20 protein-coding genes are annotated in these 22,763 nt (G+C 37.5%); 19 read left to right on the top strand and 1 reads right to left on the bottom strand.

Translation table 11 applies throughout. The annotated features are described in order from the left end of the window. The first annotated feature begins 86 nt into the window (after positions 1–86). Entirely contained in the window at positions 87–2,567 is a 2,481-nt protein-coding gene (locus tag ABTV07_RS18150; RefSeq protein WP_433744970.1) for an S-layer homology domain-containing protein, read from the top strand. 78 nt (positions 2,568–2,645) lie between these two features. Here the strand turns inward: ABTV07_RS18150 and ABTV07_RS18145 are convergent, their stop codons facing one another. Further along, positions 2,646–3,632, bottom strand: coding sequence for an S-layer homology domain-containing protein (locus ABTV07_RS18145; protein WP_433744968.1), 987 nt, complete (start codon positions 3,630–3,632; stop codon positions 2,646–2,648). Between the two features lie 494 nt (positions 3,633–4,126). Between ABTV07_RS18145 and ABTV07_RS18140 the strand changes: the two genes are divergently transcribed. The 18 genes from ABTV07_RS18140 (at position 4,127) to ABTV07_RS18055 (ending at position 22,639) form a co-directional block, all read left to right on the top strand. Then, positions 4,127–7,651: an Ig-like domain-containing protein gene (locus ABTV07_RS18140; protein WP_433744965.1), complete on the top strand. Its 3,525-nt coding sequence runs from the start codon at positions 4,127–4,129 to the stop codon at positions 7,649–7,651. A gap of 616 nt (positions 7,652–8,267) precedes the next feature. Then, a complete protein-coding gene (locus ABTV07_RS18135) occupies positions 8,268–8,618 on the top strand; it encodes a hypothetical protein (protein WP_433744963.1) in 351 nt (116 codons plus the stop codon). A 140-nt stretch (positions 8,619–8,758) separates the two neighbouring features. After that, positions 8,759–9,271, top strand: a complete 513-nt coding sequence (radC, locus tag ABTV07_RS18130; protein WP_433744961.1) for a RadC family protein — start codon at positions 8,759–8,761, stop codon at positions 9,269–9,271. A gap of 13 nt (positions 9,272–9,284) precedes the next feature. Continuing rightward, positions 9,285–9,602, top strand: coding sequence for a hypothetical protein (locus ABTV07_RS18125; protein ID WP_433744959.1), 318 nt, complete (start codon positions 9,285–9,287; stop codon positions 9,600–9,602). After that, a complete protein-coding gene (locus ABTV07_RS18120; RefSeq protein WP_433744958.1) occupies positions 9,599–9,859 on the top strand; it encodes a hypothetical protein in 261 nt (86 codons plus the stop codon). Before ABTV07_RS18125 ends, ABTV07_RS18120 begins: the two co-directional genes overlap by 4 nt. A gap of 408 nt (positions 9,860–10,267) precedes the next feature. After that, positions 10,268–11,146, top strand: a complete 879-nt coding sequence (locus ABTV07_RS18115) for a tyrosine-type recombinase/integrase (protein WP_433744955.1) — start codon at positions 10,268–10,270, stop codon at positions 11,144–11,146. Between the two features lie 16 nt (positions 11,147–11,162). Further along, the gene (locus ABTV07_RS18110; RefSeq protein ID WP_433744952.1) at positions 11,163–11,519 is read left to right on the top strand and encodes a hypothetical protein; all 357 of its coding nucleotides are present in this window, start codon (positions 11,163–11,165) and stop codon (positions 11,517–11,519) included. 12 nt (positions 11,520–11,531) lie between these two features. Further along, positions 11,532–11,837 carry a DUF960 family protein gene (locus tag ABTV07_RS18105; RefSeq protein WP_433744949.1) on the top strand — a complete coding sequence of 102 codons (306 nt, stop codon included), beginning with the start codon at positions 11,532–11,534 and terminating at the stop codon, positions 11,835–11,837. 191 nt (positions 11,838–12,028) lie between these two features. Continuing rightward, positions 12,029–12,430: a hypothetical protein gene (locus ABTV07_RS18100; RefSeq protein WP_433744948.1), complete on the top strand. Its 402-nt coding sequence runs from the start codon at positions 12,029–12,031 to the stop codon at positions 12,428–12,430. Positions 12,431–12,535: 105 nt separating this feature from the next. Continuing rightward, complete coding sequence (locus tag ABTV07_RS18095) at positions 12,536–13,561, top strand: helix-turn-helix domain-containing protein (protein ID WP_433744946.1); 1,026 nt, start codon at positions 12,536–12,538, stop codon at positions 13,559–13,561. A gap of 328 nt (positions 13,562–13,889) precedes the next feature. After that, the gene (locus ABTV07_RS18090; protein ID WP_433744944.1) at positions 13,890–14,234 is read left to right on the top strand and encodes a hypothetical protein; all 345 of its coding nucleotides are present in this window, start codon (positions 13,890–13,892) and stop codon (positions 14,232–14,234) included. 92 nt (positions 14,235–14,326) lie between these two features. Next, the gene (locus ABTV07_RS18085; RefSeq protein WP_433744942.1) at positions 14,327–14,728 is read left to right on the top strand and encodes a hypothetical protein; all 402 of its coding nucleotides are present in this window, start codon (positions 14,327–14,329) and stop codon (positions 14,726–14,728) included. 116 nt (positions 14,729–14,844) lie between these two features. After that, positions 14,845–15,333 carry a hypothetical protein gene (locus ABTV07_RS18080; protein WP_433744940.1) on the top strand — a complete coding sequence of 163 codons (489 nt, stop codon included), beginning with the start codon at positions 14,845–14,847 and terminating at the stop codon, positions 15,331–15,333. A gap of 107 nt (positions 15,334–15,440) precedes the next feature. Further along, positions 15,441–16,304 carry a tyrosine-type recombinase/integrase gene (locus ABTV07_RS18075; protein WP_433744937.1) on the top strand — a complete coding sequence of 288 codons (864 nt, stop codon included), beginning with the start codon at positions 15,441–15,443 and terminating at the stop codon, positions 16,302–16,304. Positions 16,305–16,316: 12 nt separating this feature from the next. Continuing rightward, a complete protein-coding gene (locus tag ABTV07_RS18070; protein ID WP_433744934.1) occupies positions 16,317–17,093 on the top strand; it encodes a hypothetical protein in 777 nt (258 codons plus the stop codon). A gap of 137 nt (positions 17,094–17,230) precedes the next feature. Further along, entirely contained in the window at positions 17,231–19,042 is a 1,812-nt protein-coding gene (locus tag ABTV07_RS18065; protein ID WP_433744931.1) for a DUF927 domain-containing protein, read from the top strand. Positions 19,043–19,176: 134 nt separating this feature from the next. Further along, on the top strand, positions 19,177–19,743 hold the full coding sequence (locus ABTV07_RS18060) for a hypothetical protein (protein ID WP_433744929.1): 567 nt from the start codon (positions 19,177–19,179) through the stop codon (positions 19,741–19,743). Between the two features lie 838 nt (positions 19,744–20,581). After that, entirely contained in the window at positions 20,582–22,639 is a 2,058-nt protein-coding gene (locus tag ABTV07_RS18055; RefSeq protein ID WP_433744926.1) for a hypothetical protein, read from the top strand. Positions 22,640–22,763 lie beyond the last annotated feature (124 nt).

The following is a 22,763-nucleotide window of genomic DNA, read 5'->3' as shown; positions in this document are numbered from 1 at the left end:
ATTTTTCATGCAAGTAATGACTATTTGAGGGTTCAATTCTTGGAAGCATTTGCTAGAATGGTAGATAGATAGAAGGAGGAGAAAAAATGAAAATATTCAAACAGGTCGCTGTTCTTATGGCACTCTTCATCGTCTTTGGGGTGTACAGCCAAGGAGCAAAGGCCCATGTCATTGACCTGACAAAGGAGAAAATGGCGCAGATTGACTACAAAGATTCTTATACGCTGGTAAAGTCCTATAAAGGAGAGAGTGGTGTCGTCATCAATAGCTACAGTCCGAAATGGAATACGTTGGACAAGCTTAAAGCATTGGACGAAGAGCTGCTAGCCAATAAGCATGGCAAGGAAATCGCTTATCTTGGTGAAATTGATATCTTCCCGGACTATCCGACAGGGAATCAAAATGTCCTTGGCCAGTATTTTGCTGAATACACAACTTCGAGCAATGGTATACACCTGTCCAAGAATCGCGTCATCCAGATTTATGGCGGAAATGATTATTCAACCATTGAAAGTGTAGCCCATACCCTTTCCCATGAATATGGGCATCACTTTACCTACTATTATTTAATAGAGAAGGAGCAATTGAATCCGTCTCAGTGGCTTTCTTCGAATTATGCCAAGGCAAGAGACTTCGAACAATATTCTTCCATCAATACGGGGGATGGCACATATGAATGGGGGCTGCCTGAAATCCTCGCGGAAGACTATGTACAGTTATTTGGCTCTGAAAATGGTGTAAAAGATAGCCTGCAAATGAATACGGATATCAAAACACCTTTCGAAACACCGCAAATTGAAACATACTGGAAGAACCTTTTGGGAGATTCCTATAAAGAAAAGAAATCAATGGATCTCTTTTTGACCGGCTTTAAAAAGGCTTCCTTTTATCCCTATTATGATTTGCAACTGAATTTATCAGGTGGAGAACAGGGGAGTTCCTACATACGGGGAGAAGGAGAATATGCAAAGCGCTATTCTCGGCTTCTGGCATCCATTCCAGCTGGAAAACAAGATGTGGACCTCACTTTCAATGGCCTTCCTTATGAAGAAAAAGCCTGGATGCTTGATGGAAGCATCAATAAAAGCATCAAATTACAGGCCGTCCAGCACCAGGCGAACGGCTATAATACAGGATCCAATATGCTAAATGTATCGTATGGCTCTATTTCAAATCAAGTTGTCACCAAAGAAACATTGATGTATCAAAAATCCCAGGAATATACGATGGACGACAAGAAGAAAATGCTGACGGAAGTCGCAAATGAAAAAGGCATCCCGGCAGAAATCCTCAAAGCCATCGCCTTTGTCGAAACAGATATGAAGCAATTTAATGACGACGGGACACCGATCACGACAGAAGACGGCGGAATCGGGATGATGCAGGTTACCCTGACACCAGAAGAAGTCGTGAAATACAACATCGATTTGGAAAAACTAAAGTATGATGTCCGCTACAACATCGAACAGGGAGCAGATCTCCTTAAGAGAAAATGGGATCTATCATATCTACCAGTTGTGAATCATCATGATCCTAAGCACCTTGAGGATTGGTACTTTGCCATTATGGCATACAATGGCTTGTCCAAACGAAATGATCCAACCATTCAAGGGAATGATCCTTACCAAGAAAGGGTATTCAGAACCATCCGAAACAGCAGTCTTATGGAAGTCGGACAGACACCAGTAGAAGATATCCATATTAGGTACCCAAATCCGAATCAGCCGGAGATCATGTCCTTTGTCGATGAGCGTTATGAATGGTCGACGGAAACACGGACCGCACAGGATTATCAAACAGGACAGTATGTATATACACTCAATCCATATTTTGATTACTCAAATTTGCGAGATTCAGCGAATGACGGAGCATTGAAAATGAAACTCCCTCATTACACCCCGCTTGAAATCGTTGCAGGTCCATTTGAAATAACAGATACAAGCGGATTTAATCAATATGCCATGTACCAAGTGAAGGGAATTAATTTCGAAGGATATATGGCCTCATCCAATATGATTCTATCGGATAAGGTTAAGTTCTTTACCGATATAAAACAACGTCAGGAAGTAGCAAGCGCCGTTACGTATTTAGGAGTAAGGGATATTATCCATGGCTACCAGGATGGGAGTTTCCTGCCAAACAAAGAGCTCTTACGTCGACATGCAGCCCAGCTTCTTGTTAACGCACTCCATTTGACTGCACCGAGTGACTATAAAATGAAAGCGACGGATATGAAACCTAACGACTTGAGCTACGAAGATATGCGAATCGCCGAGTATCACGGCTTAATGGGCCATGGAGGGGCTCTGCGTCCAAATGAATACCTTTCACGTTCGCAAATGGCTTCCATTTTAGTGCGTGCGTTTGGGAAATACTATGCAAATCCTCCAGCAGATTACCAGTACGCCGGCATCGATCCAGGATTCTGGAACGCGAAGGATATCAATGTAATTGCCTACAATAAAGTAACGATTGGCAATCCATTTAAACCGCAAACAGATGTTACAAGATCACAGTTTGCCTTGTTCCTCCAAAGGACTATCGTAATCAAAGAAGGAAAAGAATAATAGGACAAAAAGCCAGGCTATACGCCTGGCTTTTTTTTGCATAATAAAACCCCGCTCCTGAATGAGCGGGGTTATAAATTAGTTTAAGCTTTTCGCACGGTATAAGAATGCAGCGAATTGGGAGCGGGTCACTTTTTCTTCCGGTTTGAATGTACCGTCTTCATAGCCCGTTGTGATCCCTGAGGCAGCAAGCTTATTGATATAGGAATAAGCCCAGTGGGATGCAGGAACATCCGTAAATTGTTTACTGCTTGTCCCTTTAAGGTCAAAGGCCCTAACAAGGATGGCAGCCATCTGTCCGCGTGTCAAAAGGTCATCTGGTTTGAATTGACTTCCGCTTCCTTGGAAGATGCCTTCGTCATATACAGCATTAACAACTCCGACAGCCCAATGGGAAGCCGGGACATCAGGGAAGTTTTTGCTTCGATCATTCATTTTAAGATCAAAGGATTCAGCAAGCATAGCTGCAACGTCTGCACGGCCGATATAATCATTCGGTTTGAAGTATCCATTTGTGTAGCCAAGGATCAAATTATCGACAGCAAGATTTTTCACGGCCGGGAAAACCCAATTATTTGTACTAAGATCCTTGAAAGTTGCCGGCGCCGGTGCGATTGATAAAACTCGTCTTGCACCAACATAGCGGCTCTTCCAATAATAAGGGTCATTAATATCCGAAATCATGACGCCATGGGATGATGAAGCATGGATAAATTGGTTGTCTCCTATGTATATACCAACATGACTAACGCCGCTTCCGTATGTATTGAATAAAACTAAATCTCCAGGGCGGAGATCGCTTTTTGAAACAAAGGATCCAGTTGAAGCGATTGAGCTTGATGTACGCGGCAGCGACACCCCAATTTGATCAAAAACGGTATTGACGTATCCGGAGCAGTCAAATCCGCTGGTGGTTGTTCCGCCGTATTGATAAGGAACTCCTATGTATTTCTTGGCAATGGGAATTAATCGATCATAATTTTGTAACGTTTGCGCTTTTCCTTCGTCTATATTTAGTAGGAAAGTAATGGCAAACCCAAGGACAATTAGTACTAACTTCTTCATCTTTTTCCAATATCCCCCTATAAAAAATGAATTTTTCGACTTTTCTTTATGTGGAAATTGTAGCAGATTATAGAAGTTTGTAATTTTACAGTTGTGTAACAAATTATTTGTCAGTCATATTTGTGTAAAAAGAATCATATCTTTATAGGGTGTGTTGCAGAGAGGTTACGAAGTAATTTGTTTGTCATTTTTAAGTAAGTAGATGGAAGAAAGGAGACTAATCTAGCAAAAAAGGAAAAAATATGATATTTTCTATTGAATATTTTGGCATATCGTGTAGAATATAGGTTATGTATAGGTGTTTTCAGAATATTTCTTTCTTATTCTATTAGTATATATTGCCAATAGAATAAAGGATTGACATTAATTCTACAAAATTCTATACTATTATTTGTAATTGTTACCAAGCTTTTTTAAGAGAGGTAATATATTCTACATATCTCTTAGGATCGCTTTAATATTTTTGTAACATATAAAGGGAGGAAATAACTAGAATGGCTAACCAACCAAAGTCTTACCGTAAGTTTTTAGCTGGATCTGTAACAGCTGCAATCGTAGCTTCTGCAGTAGCTCCAGCATTTGCAGCAGAAGTAGGATCTAACTTCTCAGACGTACCTGCTTCTAATTCACACTCAGAGGATATCGCGAAAGCAGTAAGCTATGAGCTTATGAAAGGATATCCAAACAACACTTTCCAACCAGGAAAAGCGCTAACTCGCAGCGATGTTGTTAAAACAATTGCACGCTACCTTGAAAAAGCTAACGGCGAAGTTGACACAACAAACGTAACACCATTCGCTGATGTAACTGCTGACTACACTGATGGTGAGCTTTACAAAGCTTCATTAGTAGTTAAAAAGTACAATGTTTTCGCTGGTGATACTAAAGGAAACTTAAACCCAGCTGACAAGATCTCTCGTCAAGCAATGGCTAAAGTTTTAGTTAACGCTTTCGGTCTTGATAAATTAGATGCTGATGCGTCTAAAGTTAAAGATAACGATCTTGCTGATGAGTGGGCACGTACTTACATCAACACATTATCTGGTCTTGGGATCACAACTGAAACAATGTACCGCCCAACTGAAACAACTGACCGCGGACAATTCGCTAGCTTCCTAGTTCGTTCTTATGAAAAAGTAATGGACGTAACTGCTGAAGTTACTGGTGCAAGTGCGATTAACTCTCAAGGTATGGCTGTTGATCTTACTGCTGTTCCTGTAACAGGTGCAATTCAAGTTAAATTTAGCGAAAAGGTTGACGCTGAATCCATCAACGTTAATAACCTTCGTGTATATAAAATGGACGGAAATGTTCCAGTATCAATTGCGGCTTCTAATTTCTCGTTATCTCAAGATGGTTTAACGGCTACTGTAGATATCGACGGAGCTGGACTTGATAAAAATACGGCATATAAATTAGAAGTGAAAAACGTAAAATCTTCTGAGGGTGCTGTAGTTGCTGACAAAACAGTAAACTTTACAACTAGTACTACTGCTGTTGTAACAAATGCTTACTTTGCAGGTGTTGCATCTGATAACGATAATAATGCACCTACAGGTGTGGCTCAATTAGATGTAGCTTATGATGTTAAACTTTCTCCATCTACTGTGACAACAAGTAATGTTACACTTGTAGACCTAGCTACTGGAAATAAAGTTCCTTTAAACTTATCAACTGCAAATAATACAATTAACATTACAACGGATGCTGCTCTACCTGATGGTAAACAGTATAAGCTTTCAGTGAGTGGTGTAAAAACTGCAACTGGTGAAGATGCTGAAGCATACACTAAAACATTTGCAGTAAATGCAGCAACACCATTAACTGCACCAGCAACTGTAACTACTTTAGATGGTAGAAATGCTTTAATTACTGATGTTTGGCCAAAACTATCATCTGGTATTAAAGAAGCTGGTAATACTTACTATGCTGGTCTACAACTTAATGTAGGGATTGCAGAAAAATTAGATGCTTCTACAATTCAACAAAATGTTCAACTAGTTGAAAAAGATTCTAAAGAAGTTGTATCTGCAACATTCTCTTATAACTCTGATGCTAAAATCTTAACTGTAGTTCCGACTTCAGACCTAAAAGAATCTACTGATTATGAAATCCAATTTAAAGGTGGATTAAAATCGGCTGAAGGAATTTATCTTGATGGAGCTCACAAAGGTGAGGTTGTTACTTCAGAATCACTTGGATTTACAACTCTTGATGTAACTGCACCTACAGTAACATCTGTTACTTCTAAAAATGGACTTTCTGGTCTTAAATTAAACGAAACTCAAGAATTTACTGTAAAATTAAGTGAGCCTCTTGCTCTATCAAACAGTAATGTTGTTCTTGCTGAAACAGGTGTTGATTTCACTAACCAAACTTCAATCACCAATGGTCGTATCCCAGCAAATAAACTTCAAGTTACTGCCGTACCGGGCCAAGAAGCAACTTACTCTGTAAAAGTTGCAGCTAATTCTCTTACACAGAACAAAGCTTATAAATTAGTAGTTGTTGGTAAGGATCTTTCTCAATCCACTCTTGTAACGGGCTTAAATAGCGTAACTGTTGCAACTGATGGAGCAGGTAACACATTGAAGAACTCTTTCTCAACAGCATTTACTACTGAAGGAGCAGATGTTACTGCGCCTAAATTAGCAAAAGTTTACAAAGGGACTACTCTGACAGCTGCAAATGAAGTTACAAAACCAACAAATGTAGTTAGCACGAACAGCTTCACATTTGCATTCGATGAAACTATCGGAACTGGCGCTACAAATATCGATAGTTCAAAATTCAAACTTCAAAAATTCAATGGTTCTACATGGGTTGATGAAAGTGGTGCAAGTGCAAGTACTACAGCAATTCAAAACACTGCAGGTCAAAATGTTGGTGTAAATGTTACTCTAAGTGGCGTAGCAATGGATGATGCTCAATATCGTATTGTAGTAGAAGCTGGAGCTGTTAAAGATTTAGCTACTAACTTGAGTTCACAACAATCAGTATTTGAATTTACAGGTACTGAAGGTGATGATACTGCAGCAAAAGTAGAAGTTGCTACAGGTTCTGTTAGTGGTGGAGCTTTCACTCAAAGTAATGATGGGGATCAGAACATCTATGTTACTTTCGATGAGGATGAAATTTTTGAAGTAGCTACTGATTCAGTGAAAGTTACTGATGCAAGTGGAAAACAAGTAACTGGAACTTTAAAAGAAATTGACCAGCCTACTGCTTTGACTTCATTAACTGGTGCAAATAAGGTTTATGAATTTGTTCCTGCTGAAGAATTAAATGCAGGAGCGGTATATACTGTAACTGTTGAAGGTGTAAAAGATATTGCAGGTAACACAATTGCTAAGAAAGTAGTACAGTTTACTACTTCTGCTGCATCCTTAGACTTTGCTTCTGCTACAGTAACTAACGGTGCACAAGCTGTTGACAGACAGAAAACAATTTCAGTTGATTTAAATAAAAAGGTTAACGGTGAAACTGTTAATGTTGTATTAACAAATGAGGATACAACAACAGTAGTTGCTACAAATACTATCACAGCCGGATATTCATCTACAGATTTCATGTTTGATGATGTAAATAATCTTCTATCAAATACGAATTATTCAATTAAAGTTGTAATTGATGGTACGACTGTAAAAACTATTAACTTTACTACTGGGGTAGTTGCTACTGATGATGTTGCTCCTTGGTTAGATATGGTTGAAGGTCAAGCTTATGTTAACTCTAATACTTTGATTCCGAATGTAGACATTACAACAGGGTCAAACACTACATTAGATTTTGACTTCTCTGAAGCAATTGCTGCTGGAGTAACTGCAAGTATCGTTAACCTTTCAGATGCTGATGCACCAACTTCAGTTGTCACTACTTCAAGAGCTTCTGATATCTTATCGTTAACATTATCAAATAGCTTGGTAAGCTCAAATATTTATCAAGTTACTTTGACAGGTGTTAAAGATGCTGATGGAAATGCAGCAGATCCAATTGTTGTGAAATTCACTGCTCAATAATTTCGAAGTCTGATATTTAAAACATCATTAAATGTTAAAAAGTCCTCGCACATGCGAGGACTTTTTCTATTTGGTTAAAAACTTAAATGTTTAATCGTAAAATTATAGTTTTTTAATATACCTAAATGTCATTCAGAAGTCGAGTGCTAAAATAATTGTGTAGAAGTCAATTGAGGTAATGTGAAATATCCCTGTACCCTTCAAAAATTAAAATTCTAGTTGAATTACTCTATTTTTCCATAGGGTGGTTCCTTTTTTATACGATAATATGAAATTAGGTAGGACAATATGAAAAGAAAATAACCGTGGGAAATTGATAGAAGTTAAAAAAGTTCATGACAAATAAGCCTTCCATTGAAACCTTTAAAAAAGAGGTAATGATGATTTTAGGCTACTTTTTTGTATGTATGATAAAGACCATTTAACACAGGTGCTGCTTCTAGTTTTGTTTTCGCAGCAGATGTCGGGAGGTAGGCTGGTAAAGCAACTGGTGTCTTACCTTTTATTCCTTTGTGTGTTCGAGCGGGATGGTAATTGAGGTTTATTCTACATGAGGGTATAAATGAATACTGATTAATGAAATCCTTGGCTTAACAAAATTCAAGGAGAGTTAAGAATGAGATTTATATCCGTTGCGATAGTCGTCATTGCAGTCATATTAAACATTGGTAAAGGACACTCATGGTTGTTATGGATTGCCTTTTTGAATCTAATTCTTTACTTAATAATTACTCTTACCATTCCCAACTTAATTGCTGGCTCTGCTATGAAGAGGTACAAAGCTAAAATTGAAGAGAGACACGAAAAAGGAGCCTCAAAAGAAGAGATTAACGAAATGCTTGATAAAGACATTACTATTACAGAATCAGATCAAACTCAGGTTCCTTCGTGGATGTATCTTATAGGAATGATAAACGTCGTGGTTGGAATCATACTTCTAGTTATTGGAATTTGTATTCGATTTTAGATATATGAACATACCTAGAATATACGAAACAATAAAACGCAATAAAATGAGAAATGACCATATATTATAACCTTGATATGATTATTTGCCCTAATTCCCATGCGGAATTAGGGCTATTTCTATTTTAGGAGGAATTAAATATGAATCAATTACATGTAAAAGAAGCAGTAGACCAATTATCTCTATTCCCTGTTCATGAGGGGAAACGACCTCCGAAGAAACGAGTGAACATTGTCAGTCTAAAACTGGTAAGGGAATCTAGTTTGCTTTACCAAAACAGAACGATCCGGTCACCAAAAGATGGGTATGATCTGCTTAAACAATTTTTGGTTGACTTAGACCGTGAAGCATTCATAGTTGTTGCATTGGATACTAAAAATCAGCCAACTAGTATCAATGTGTGTCATATCGGTAGCCTAAATGCTAGCATCGTACATCCAAGGGAGGTCATGAAGTCTGCTATTCTTTCAAATGCTGCCTCAATCCTTGTTGGGCATAACCATCCGAGTGGACATAGTGCACCTTCAAAAGAAGATATTGAGGTCACAAAAAGACTAGCAGAAGCAGGTAGAGTAATGGGGATAGAACTAATTGACCATATTGTGGTGGGAGATGGAAACTACGTTTCATTGAAAGAAAAGGGATATATCTAAAGGGGGGAAGTAGATGATTGAGTTGGATTGGTTCGTAAGAACCCTAGAAGGCAACTTCAAAGTAAAAGGAGTGGATATAAAGCAAATAGGTCATGAAGCAAACGAAATGTATTTGGATGAGATTGATGAATCACTTTTGCCAAATGAATCAATAGATAATCTTCCAGAGGCACTGATTTTTGAAACGATGGTGGTTGAAGATTCGAAAGGAGTTGAATGGATTGGAATCATAGGAGTGCATCCTGAAACGAGAGATTGGGTGATTCAAATTATATTAAAAGATGGCGATCCAGTTCATAAAGAATTAGTAGAAAAGGAGAATAGACAGTGACGAAATATCATAAGGTAACAATCAATGGTGAGGTACTCTATAGAGAATTTGATCCGTCCACAGGCTATTATGAAAATGAAATGCTATCTCAGGAAGACCTGATTGAAAGAATCTTTGAAGAGGTAGTAGAATCAGAGATTGAGATTGATGAAGTTGAAATTCAGCGAGCTATCCATTGTATCCCCAGTCTCATCCATAGAGAAATGATTCAAAACTACTTAACCTATTTAGAAACAGTCGTAGAATCACTGGAATAAACTTACGACAAAAGTGGACAATCAAATCAAAAATCTCATGACATAACTAAATCAGACTTTACCAAATAAGCTAAAATCTTTTAATCTCAAGGAAGCAATAAGAATTTGATTAGGAAAAACTCACGTCATAATTATATAACTGTCGTGAGCGTCACCTTGAGAGGAGGTGAAAAGAATGTTGGAGAAAATAATCGTACCAGTGGTAATTGCAGTGGCCACTGAAGTTATAAAGGAAATCACAAAAGATAACTAATGAGGAGGTTTACACGATGAAAGTCTTTCCATGTCAATGTGGTTGTACATGCCCTATTTGTTCAATAAAAGATAAAATAGAGATTGTGAAAAATTAGGAGTCGTGAATGCAAACAAAAGCGTTCATGGCTCTTTTTTATGTTTAGGAGGGGACTCATGAATAATCTAGTTCAATCGTTTGAGCTATGGCTAACGGAGGAAGGAAAAGCTGCCAAAACAATCGAGTCTTACGTTGGAGATATAAAGGGCTACCATCTATATATTAAAGATAAGGCTGTTTCTAATGAGCAGCCTTTATCACGTTTTTCCTTTGTAAGATACAAGCAGCACTTACTGGATCAATCCTTTGCAGTTGCGACGATTAATAAGAAGATTAATAGTTTGAAAGTTTACAATGACTTTCTTCAAAAGAAGGGAATAGTTAGTGAAAGCTACATTCAGTTGAAGCGAGACAGAGTAGTGATTGCGGCTGGAAGTGAGCATGTAGTCACAGCTCTTTCCGAGGAAGAAGTCGAGAAGCTATTGTTCTATCTAGAGGATCATACAAAAGTGAGCATCCGAAATAAGCTAATTGTCTATTTGCTTCTGTATACTGGAGTTCGTGTATCTGAGCTTGTGAATATAAAGCTAGTTGATATTGATGTATTGACATCTGCACTAACTGTAAGGGGAAAAGGTGGAAAGATACGAGAAATTAGCTTGCGACAGGATGTGCTTCAACTGAAAAAGCAATACCAGCAGGGAGAACGAGTGCAGTCTCGATTCCAGGACAGTGAGTATTTGTTGGTAAGCCAGAGAGCGAAGAAGATGCACAGGGATGCTGTAAGAGATTGGCTATCCATTGTCGGAAATGAATTAGGTATGAAATTACATCCACATTTGTTTCGACATACATTTGCGACTAGATTGCTTAGAAAAGGAGTGGACCTTACTACCGTAAGTAAACTTACTGGCCACTCTACAGTAAACATGACTGCAAAATTTTATATACAAACCACACGGAAGGAAAAGCAGAATGCCGTAGACAAACTCTAATAGGGAGCGATACCTAATGAAAATAATTCAATGTTTGGCAGATTTAGAAGAATTGAAGTCAAGGAGTACTATTCCCATCTCCTACCTAAGAGTAATCGAAACACAATTTCTCGAATGGTTTGAGGCAGAAGGTGCTGACGAATCATTTGTGTCCTTTCGTTTACCGAGAGAGTCTTGCATCTATCATTTGGAGAATCAGCAGGATTCAGGTTTCATAGTCAATCAGTTGCTGCAAGTCGAATTTGTTGAATATGAGACTGCTGATGACCATCGGTATTTCCGGATGGGCCTGATGAATGAACATGAAATGAGCATAGTGTTTTTCCTAGAAGGAACTATTAATGAAAAGTTGGAGGAATGGTTGAAACGATGAGGATGTACAACAATGTTCGATAAAACCAGCCGTCGATACATGACGAAAGCAATTGCAGAAGAATTGCACCCGGAAATCACAAAGCATCTATGGCACTTGATTGATGAGCGTAATGAACAAGGAGAAGAGCTTGACTATCTGCAAGTGTTCGAGTTGGGAGTTGAGAAAGGGAAACAACTGATACTTCATCGTCAGGAACAGCCTCCATATCGCAAGAAATGGCTTACTGAGCTAAAACATACATCTCCCATAATCAGCACCATCTGGTGTATTGATGAGGGACAAAGCGAGATCATGTTATATCCCTCTGACTACTAATGAAGGATTTCTGCCTGTTTACAATGCTAAAGGTAAACAGGCAGGCATCTTTCATTAAATATTATACATAAAGCTTTTTTTCTTTTTTTCTTTTCTTTAGCCACAGATATAAAACAATAAAATAATGGATCTACGTGGATATAAACATCTACATAGACGTAGAAAAAACGGAGTAAGGAAGGGGAAAACTCATGGAATACTATGGAACGAGAAGAAATAGAAACATTAATCTAAGCCACTTTCGAAAAGAAAATCAAGTAGCTTCGATTGCATGGGAGAATGAGGATAAACTAGAGGAAGGATATGAATATGAGGAGATAGATGATATTGAAGGAGAAAATCAAGTAGAAATGGAGTCAGTTTCTGATGGAAATAGCCAAGAATACTTCAGTCTAGACGGTAAGCCATTTAAACTGAAACATCAATCAAGGAAGCAATCCTTCTCAGAAACCCATATAAGAACCACCACATATTTAGAAAAAAACGTGCACCAAATTATTCGAATGCTTCAACAGCAAAATCAAATTGAATCCATCACAAAATTTATCAATAATAGCATCAAATACTACTTAACGACAAAGTATAGTGATTAAAATTAGGGGTTAACAAAAAGGGGTAATGCTGGAAAAGCATTATCCCCAATAAATATGACTTTGATATAATAGAGAGGAGAATCATTTTCTGGAGGAAAAGAAAATATGGAAAAGAAAATCATTGAAATGATACAGAAGGAATTGCAAACCCCAAATATCCCATCATATAAAAGGAACCGCATGTCAGCTGTTGGAAAATATTTGGCGGGTCAATCCTCATTCTCCATTGCTACAGACTTAAATCTTTCCCCCCGTAGCGTTCAACGATATATCCGTGCGTATCAGGAAAAAGGTATCTCATCCCTTTTCAATCCCCAAAGACCGGGAAATAAACACAAGCTAAACGATGAACAAATGAATGATATAAAACGAATTCTTCAGAAGGAACCTACGATAAGTGGTTATTTATTTCCAAAATGGACAGCCAGGTTGCTTAGGAGATATATAAAGAAAACATACGGAACAAGTCTATCGCAGGAGTTATGCAGACAGCTTCTTATGACTAATCAAGACAAAGAGGAAAAGCAATCTCCTTTCAAGGAAAGAAAAGCCTTTGAGCAACTATTGGCCATCTACCTCCGTGACTCAGATACAGAAGTATGGATCCTTTCCGATATCTATTTAGGCATCAGAGAACGTCGAAAAAATAAACAAGGAAAGCTTCCATACTATCCAGAGGATCTGCTGAAAGACCCAGCTTCCATTCCCAATGTAGATTTAACTCAAAAAGCCAAGGAAGAATGGGTATTGTGCTTGGAATCAATGAAATCAAAAGATTTTTTCTTCTGGCACCATTCAGACCAGCAAGAGGAACTTTCAAGGTATAAGGAAGTCATTCAAACAATGGTTCGACATACTGAGGCTCAAAAGGTTGTAATTATCATGCCTGAAACAGCTATACATAGGAGGAACTTTCTAAAAATTTATATCAAGCAATCGAAAAAGAGTTTTAAAGTCGAGTATTTCCCTTTCCAATCACCGGACCTAAATCCACTGAATAATCGAAAAGAACATATAATAGAAACCTTTCAACTAAAGAAAAAGGAAACGCAGGAGAGGAAGATTCTTTCCGAGCAAAAAGTAAAGCAAATTTTGAACTACTTACAGCAAATAAGTCATCACAAAAAGTGAGGCTTTTTTTTAATACCATAAACGACATAATTAATTGTAAGTTGAAAAGTTGATTTCTTATTGCGAATTAGGCGGAAATCATTAGTGTATATAGAAATAAAATAGGATCTTGCTTGAATGCTTAAATAAATAAGGCAGAGATTACTCCCTGATACGGAAACTTCAAGTTTTCTAGGTACAAATGTCAAATAACACCTTTCCCTCTATACTTTGAAGAGTAGTAAATGTTCTTTGAAAACTTAATAGCGTCTCATGTACATGCGCTCTGACAAAGTAGACTACATGGGAGCAAACAAGAAAAAACAATTTACAGAAAGTAGGAAATGAAATGATTTCACTATCAGTACAAATGCAAAAGGCGAAAAAAAGAAATTATGTAGGTTGTTATGATTTTTATAGCGTAAGGGTGGATTTATCTGGTGATGAAGAGAAGTTGTCAAAGATTGAGTATGTAAAAGGTGATTTTCATAATGCTTTGAATAATGAAGCTAGATGTATTCAAGGTTTTAGAAATCATGAGTTTCTGCTTGTAGGAAATGCAAATATTAAGGTTAGAAAAAATGAAGAAATAATGCCTGCCTTTAACAAACTAGTTGATTCCATAGAAGTAAAGTTGGAGCATCTAAAGATTCCTTATGAGTTGGAAATTGGGTTTATTAAATTAGAAGATTGATGAGAGTCTTAGGTCACCGTAAAAGCAGTCAGAAGTCCTTGGGATCTCGAAGCAGCATTTAGAATACAAATTAACTTTGGAGAGTGAATATCATGAAAAATGGCTATATTGAAGCACTACCTAACGATTTTTTGGATTGGAATAGTTTTAATGTTAAACTTCCGAGGAATGTGAAAGAATTATTAAGAAATGATCATGATTATACAATTATAGGCTCTGTGGATATTAAAATTTCTAAACTAGAAAAGAATGATAGCCTGTTACGTCAAACAGTAAAGAAATTTGAAGATGTTAGTTGTTTTGAAGGAATTTATGAAGACGATAATAACTACTATCTAACATATCAGAACCCTGACATGACAAATTGTTTTTCATTTATGGATCTATTTGATGAATTGCATGAAATGGAGCATGAGATGAAAGAAATTTTGCACGGGATGCATTTAGTAGATTTCGAAATGACGTTTATTGTTGAAGCCTACAATCATGGTTAATAAATGAAGTTTATCCCTAATGAAGGGGAAAAAGAGTTTATGAGAGGCCAGTGGTTCCATAAACCTAGTGACGAGTATATTTAGTTAACATAGACAAATTTGAGGAGGAACATACAATGGCATACTCAATGAAAAAAGGATATCAAATTCCAGATGAAGGGAACCAAGAAGCAGTCATATGTGGAGTGGTGATTTTAGAAGATCAATTGGTGACAGTAAAGGGGCAGAAGAAAACCAGCGATATCATCCAAGTTGAATACCAGACTGATACCGGGAAAGCAAAAGGGCGATACTTTCCTCTAATGGTAGAAGAGTCTCCATTAGGACAAGTTGTTTCAGCTGTAAATGGTGGTGAGATTCCAGATGAGATAGATGATGTGGAGGCATTTCTCATGAACAGGGAACTCATCATTGAGGTAAAGCACAATAAGTCAAAGGAGACAGGCAGGTTGTTTGCTAATGCTGCGAATGCCTATCCACTTGAAGAATATGAGGATGAAGAAGACGATGAAGAATATGACCTGGATTTAGATGAAGATATTGAGGACGAGCATTCAGAAGACTTAGATATTGATTTCGATGAAGAGGAATTGGAATGGACATAAACCTAATTCTGTTCCGTAAAATCTGAATATTCAAATATATATTATATAAATGAACATAGGGGGAATCACCATTTTGGATGATTCCCCAAATAAAAGGAGGAACAGTTATGCTTTGGTTCGAGGGGGTTAAGTTGTTTTTGGTATACCTTTCATCTATTGAGAGAAGTCAAGAGACCATTACCGGATACGGAAAAGACTTAAAAATGCTTGGGGAATATCTCGCAGGTATCTATAATGGAGAGGTTTTTGTAGAGGATGTGAATACCGAAGATATAGAAAACTATCTGGTATGGCTGAAAGAGGAACGGAAGTACCAACCGAAGAGTAGACAGAGGCATTTTCATACCTTCCGATCATTCTTTGCTCATGCTTATAAAAAAGAATGGGTAGAGCGAAATGTAGCTCTGGCTGTTGAAAATATTAAGGCACCTCAAAAAGAACGAACGTTTATGGAGCAAGAAGAAGCAGAAGAGTTGATAAAAGAAATAGAACATCCATTGATTCAAACCGTTTGTAAAACCCTATACCTTACAGGTCTAAGGATTTCTGAGTGTTTAAACTTAACAGTAGAAAACGTGAATCTTAAAAAAAGAGAGATTCTCGTCATTGCAGGAAAAGGGAATAAGGACAGAAGAATCCCAATCTCGGACAAATTGCACACGCTGCTTGAACATTATCTTCTGCATGAGCGTGTGAAGACTAGTTCGCCCTACTTCTTTGCGACAAAAAAGAGTGGTAGCTTATCGGCTCAATATGTGAATACGGTGTTGAATGAGACTACAAACAAATTGGGGTGGAAGAAGAAAATCACTGCCCATATTTTCCGGCATACATTTGCTAGTCAACTCGTAAAAAAAGACGTGAACCTTGTACAAATTCAAAAATTGCTAGGACATAGTTCTTTAAAAGTCACAAGTGTATACACGCATACCAATATGGAACAAATGGCAGAAGCAGTAAATGTGCTGTAAGGAGGAGAAAACATGGCGATATCAGAAGACAAGAAACCGATATACGATGAACGGGTAGAAGAAATTCTTCAGGGAATGGCTAACGGCAAGACAAGAGAAGAATTTGCTAAGGAGTATGGACACAAAAGTATCCATGGCATTAATAAGTACATGAAGTCGAGAAACTTTGCATGGGATACAATGAAAAAACAGTTTATTCCAGCCTTCTCAAGATTGGAAGGTGTTAACTTTGATGAGCTGCTAGATGGCTCAAAAGCTTCTCAAGTAATTGCTTTGTTTAATAAGGAGGGAACTAATTCGAAAATAATCGCCAAAAGACTTGGATTTGAAGATCATCGAGAGCTGGCTTCCTATATGAAAGGAAAAGGATACGCTTGGTCCATGGACAAGGGAAACTATGCTAAAGAAGTCGGAGAGATTAGTAGTAATGTAGAAGTTGATATGGTTTTGTCTAACGATTTACAAGAATCAAGTATTACTATGTCAGCGGGAGAGTTTTCGAAAGAAATTCTTCGCTTCCTGCCACTACTGGAGATGCTGGAGCGAAATAAAGACCGAATAATGGATATCATCATTCCATCTTCAGAAACAGGCGAAATTCCTCGATACGCTATACCGGGGGTATTTGTAACTAAGTCCGTTCACATGACAAGTCCACTAGATCAACTAGTCCGAGAATTTAGTAGAGAAAAAAACATCAGTCAGCGGGATATCTTTTCCGTTGCCTTGATTCAATTCTTTCGTCGATACGGATTTGAGCGGGAAGTAGAACAGTTGCTTGGACAGTGACGTGTCTGAAAAGCGGTGGAATCGGTGCGATTTTCTTGAAAACCAATAACATCAAGGGATAGCACCGCATCCATACCCGCACTAATATAGAACGGTGTATTTTTTTTGCCAAAAAGTAATGGAGAGGAGAAATAAAAATGAAAGAGAAAAGCCCATATCTAATACAGAATAATCGCCTATACTTTGTCCAGGATGGAGAAAAGAGAGACCTTGGAGGAGCCATCTATGTAGACCGCTACGTCACCAACGTGGATACAGGGGAGGTGAGCGTTCATGTTTACTTCTATGATAACGGTGCAAAAGTAACGAAGGTGCTGGCAAGAGATGAAATCACACCACAGAAAATCGTGGGCCTCACTAAGTATGGAGCTGATTGTTGGAAGGAAGTTTCAGACTTGTATGCAGAGCATTTGAGAGAACAAATTTCCGACATGGAACGAAATTTTGAGCACAGCGATGTTGGTTGGGGTGAATACCAAGGGAATGAGTTTTTTAAACTTCATCAGGCGACAGGACTTCCCTCTATCTATAAAGGAGACCGTTACAACCTAAAACCCAAAGGTTCTCATGAAGCATGGAAAGGGATGGTGAAAAGCGAAGTGTTGGGAAACCGGTGGCTTGAATGTGCACTTGCATGTGGATTCACAGCACCACTGGTGAAAATCATCAAAGAAGAAGCCAACATGGACTCTCTGTTCATTAACTTTTATGGAGTGTCAAGTACTGGTAAAACTTTAGCCACCAGATTAGCGGTTAGCCCCTTTGGATTGCCGGATACAAGGAAGAATGGTTTGTTGCTAACATGGTATGGGACTGATCAAGGGATTCTTCATCATTTGAGGGGAAACTTTGGTGTGCCAATGGTAATTGACGATACATCTATGCAAGAAACCGATAAAGACTTTACACAATTTATTTATCTGATCGCAGGTGGACAGGAAAAGCTAGCAATGACCTCACATGGAACGAAACGAGATCGGTCAGAGTGGATTACGACTGTATTCTCTAGCTCGGAGGTATCCATTCTTCAAAATACTGATAAGCGTGGGGGAATTCGAGTTCGCTTCTTTGAAATCAGTGAAAAGCTTACGAAGAATGCCGAGAATGCCGAAGCTATTGAAAAGGTAGTGTTGAAAAACTATGGTCACGCAGGACCTATGTACATTGACTATTTGTTCAGATTAGGAAGTGAAGAAATTGCGGATCGATGGTATGATATCAAGCAAGAGTTGGTCAAAAAGATGGGAAGCGACCAGTTCAGTAACCGAATTGCAGGAAAACTTGCGGTCATTCAATTAGCAGGAGAATTGGCAAACGAAGCATTAGATTTAGGGTTAGACATTTCCAAGCTGCGTGACAGTCTTCTGTATCTGGAAGCAAAATCGGTTCAAACCCGAAATAAGGAAGAAGAAGCATACCGCCATATCATGGAATACTTCTCTCGTAACAGAAGCAAATTCTTTAGGGATGCAAGCGAACTTGTCAACAAAAAAGTCATTGTGGGCAAATACATGCAAAGAGGTGGTAAAATTTCAGAAATTCGAATACCAAAAGAGGAATTTGAGAAGATTCTCAAGTACGGTAAGTTCGACCCTGATTCCACAGCTAGCAAGTGGAAGGAAAAAGGCTGGCTTATCCATGACAATGGAAAGAACACCTTAACAAGAGTATTCCAACCGGGGATGCCGAGAATGGCCATGTATGCCTTCAAGGTCCTGGACATTTCCGATGTTGAAGTCAATCAGTCTGAGCAATTAGCAGAGAAGAAACTAGAGACTGTAGCTAAGGAAGCAGAGGAGAAGGATAATGAGCATTTTTATAATCAACAGCAAGCAGACGAGTATTTTAAGAAAACAAGAAAGCTAAAGAAAAAGCCTAAAAAGAGGGGGAAGTTTAGTATTAACAAGATGACCAATCCCCAGGAAATGCCAACGATTGATGAATTTTAACCCAGAAGGTAAAATAAATGTTAATTGAGATATAAAATAGTAAAGAGTCGACATTACTCTTAATACGCACAATTATAATATGAGATATAGTAAAAGATACTGGATCTTATATTATCTTTTAAGGTGGGATATATTTGTTCGGCAACGCAAAGAAAATAGATGAACTTAATCTCCAAATAAAAAAACTACAAGAAGAAAATATTGTACTAAAGGAAGAAAATAAGTGGTTAAATCAAACCCAAAAAGAACATGAATTAATGTTAAATCTCCTTACTTACAACTATATTATTATAGGAGTGGAACGTAATAAGAATGAAGAATTGGTATTCGTTTGCAAACACCAACAAAGTGGCGGTACTTTTCATCTTTATTTAATAGGAGTAGGCTACAGTGTACCTTATCCTAGATTACTTAGTGTTGATCGAAGCTTTCCCGATAGAACTATTCATATACAAGATTTTCTTGCGGAAAAGAAATCAGTGGGGCATGGCAATATATTGCTAAAATATTATGAGGCTATTGCAAAATCAGAAGGTTTTTCTAAAATTACTGGTAATTTAACTGCTGATGATATGGAAAGTACACCTTATTTGGTGGATTTTTATAAAAAAAATGGTTTCCAAGTAGAATTGTATGAAAATGACAGAAGCGGTGGCAGCATTAAGAAAGAGTTAATATTAAAGGATAAAGGGTTTATGTGACATTGAAACACGACAAGAAGGATATCTTTTTATTACAATCCATCCAAAATGCCCCATAGTCTTAGTGGTTTTGTGCGAAAGAAGAGGCGGATCCATCCTTTACGGCACATGGCTTTCGGTCAAATCGCACCGACCGCTCCGCATTTTACACCTAATCAAATGAATAGAGAAAGGGTTAAACAACCTAGATCATCTTCGATTCTCTTCCTCGGAAGAGGAAGGAAATCTTAAAGGGAGGTTGTTAGCGCCGTACAAGAGTATTGCAACAAAGAAAAGAGAAGAGGAAAACGGGGGTAAGAACCTCCCTTTTGGAGAGCCTGAATTAAAGATTCTTCTTACTGAACACAAGAGATTATATATACATATATATATAATAATTAATATTTATATTTATATTTATTAATATTAATTATTATTAATAAATGAATAATAGAGATAGAATAGAATTTTTATTTCTTGTTCAGTTGAAAGATCGGTGCGTTCGGTGCGATTTCTCAAGATTCTATGGGGGACAATGAAAAGAAACGCTTTGGAGATTGCTATAGTGAATGAGCAACTAAAACCCTCACTTTATTTTTCCTGTTTTCCATTATAAGTAGAGTACCATTTATTAGAGAAATTTAGATTCCATTCCACTTATTTTTACAAATGGTAAGGGTTTTAGATTGTCGAACTCCATGGGACACATAGACTTATATAATGGAAGAAACTCGGATTTTTTTGGTTAGGTTGTGCGGTTAACGCTAAAACATTAAAAGTTGAATTCAACACTCCAGTTGATACAACAAAGGCAACTATTGAAGCTAAACGCGGTACAGTAAAGCCATCTGTTAAAGAAGTGAAATTCGCTGAAGACAAGAAGTCTGCAACTATCGAATTTACAACAGCAATGGTAGCGGGAGACTATACTGTATCAGTTAGCGGATTAACTGAAAAAGCTCTTACGGGATCAGTTAAAGTAGAAGCTGAGAAATTAACAAAAATCAACTTCTTATCTGATATCGCAGTAATCTCTGGTAATAACATCGTTACTAATGTAACTGCTGAGAACCAATATGGGGAGTTAATTACAAAGAAGTTAAACACTTCTAACACTAACATCACTGGTACTACATCTAAAGGATCTTCTGTTTCTATTGATAACGATGGTCGTTTAACTGTTGCAGGTACTTCAGGTTTATTCAAAGCAGATGATAAGGTTGTTGTAACAGTTGTTGATTCTTCTACTGGTGTAACAGCGACTAAAACTCTAACTGTTGCTCAAGCTGCATCTGTTCAATCAATCACTACTGGTGAGTTTAAAACTGATGACGAAGTATTAGCCGCAAAGCCTTTAAACGTTGCTAATTATGACGCTTCTAAATTCTACATGCCAGTAGAAGTTAAAGACCAATATGGGAATGTATTAAAAGCCGCTGACCTAAATGGTAGCGTGACAGTTACATCTTCTAATAAAGAAATTCTTAACCCAGCAACAACTGTATTTGTTGATACAGATAACGGTGTTGTTGCTCAATTCCAAGCGGCTCCTACTGCGCAAACATATGGTACTGCAGTATTAACATTTGTAGCTGCTGCAACTGGTAAAACTGCAAGTGCATCTGTAACAATTAAAGACAACTATAAGTTAGATGTAGTTTCACTTGAAACTCCAGCAACTGAATTAAAAGTAGGTAAGGCTACTGAACTACCAGTTTCTATTACAAATACTTATGGTGAACAAGTTGCTCTTAAAGACGTAACTGTGGGTGGTTCTGCAACTGCACTAACTTTAGATACTAATACTACAATTAATGCCATTGGTGCAAATCTGTCTGTTGTAAAAGATTATATTAATAAAAAAGCGGTTCTAAAGATCACTCCAACTGCGAAAAATATCACTTTAACACTTGTTACTGCAACTGGTAAATCTCAAGTGTTGAGCTTAACAGCTAATGATGCTCCTGTAGTTTCAGGCATTAAAGGTGTTGATGCTGACTTTGTATCACTATTAGCAAATGATGCTTCATTGAGTACCACATTAAATGGTCATGTAGATTTCGTTGACCAATATGGTGTTGCAATTGATGCACCAAATTACGATGCAACAGATGCAACTGCTGATTTAGACTATACTATTGCACCAAAAACTGATAGCGATGTAACTACTAATGTTGGCGGTACTATTTCTGCTAGCACAACTGCTGGTAACGAAACATACGTAGTAACATTGAAAAAAGCTGACGGTACCGTGCTTGATACTCAAGAAGTAACTGTTTCAGTAGTTGATGCTTCTAAACTTACTCAGTTTGGAATTAGTGATGCTAATAAATTCTACACTGAATCTACTGCAGCAGCATCATACGCTCAAGACCTTGACATCTACGGATTAGTTAACGGCAAAAAAGTATTAGTGAACCAAGATATGGCAAAAGATTTCACGGCATCAAACGGTTTACTAGGAATCAATGCTCTAACTGGTGAATATACACCAACAACTGTTGATACAGATGGAAAAGATGTTAATTCAACAATTCAAGTATTAGTAGAAGCTGGAACTAGCACATATGTTGTAACAAAAGATGTAGTTTACTCTGATGCTACACCTAAAGCTGCTTCTTTAGCGGTTGAATTAAATCAAGCAACTGCACCGGCTGTTGTTCAAGCTACTCTTGTAGATGGTGAGAATATTGTTACTGGTTCCGATAACTTAGCTATCTTTGCTAAAGATCAATACGGAGAAGTAATCACTGATGGTTACAAATTTGTAATCACAAATAATGATACTGCTCAAGCAATTTCGATTGATACTGATGGTACTATCAATATTGGTGGAACACTTACATCAGGTAAGACATTTACTATCAATGCTACAATTGATGGAATCACTAAATCTGTCAAAGTTATTGTTGAGTAATAAAAAAACTAAATAAGTTAATTGAAAAGCTCTGTGTGAGAAATCTCTACAGAGCTTTTCTATTTCTACAAAAACGGATCAAATGGAATGATAAATATATAAATTATATTAAAGAAGCTTCTAA

Source organism: Falsibacillus pallidus (assembly GCF_050990905.1).
GTDB classification, from domain to species: Bacteria; Bacillota; Bacilli; order Bacillales; family DSM-25281; genus Falsibacillus; species Falsibacillus pallidus_A.
The sequence above is the reverse complement of the archived record's forward strand: the minus strand, read 5'-3'. Positions and strand labels throughout refer to the sequence as shown.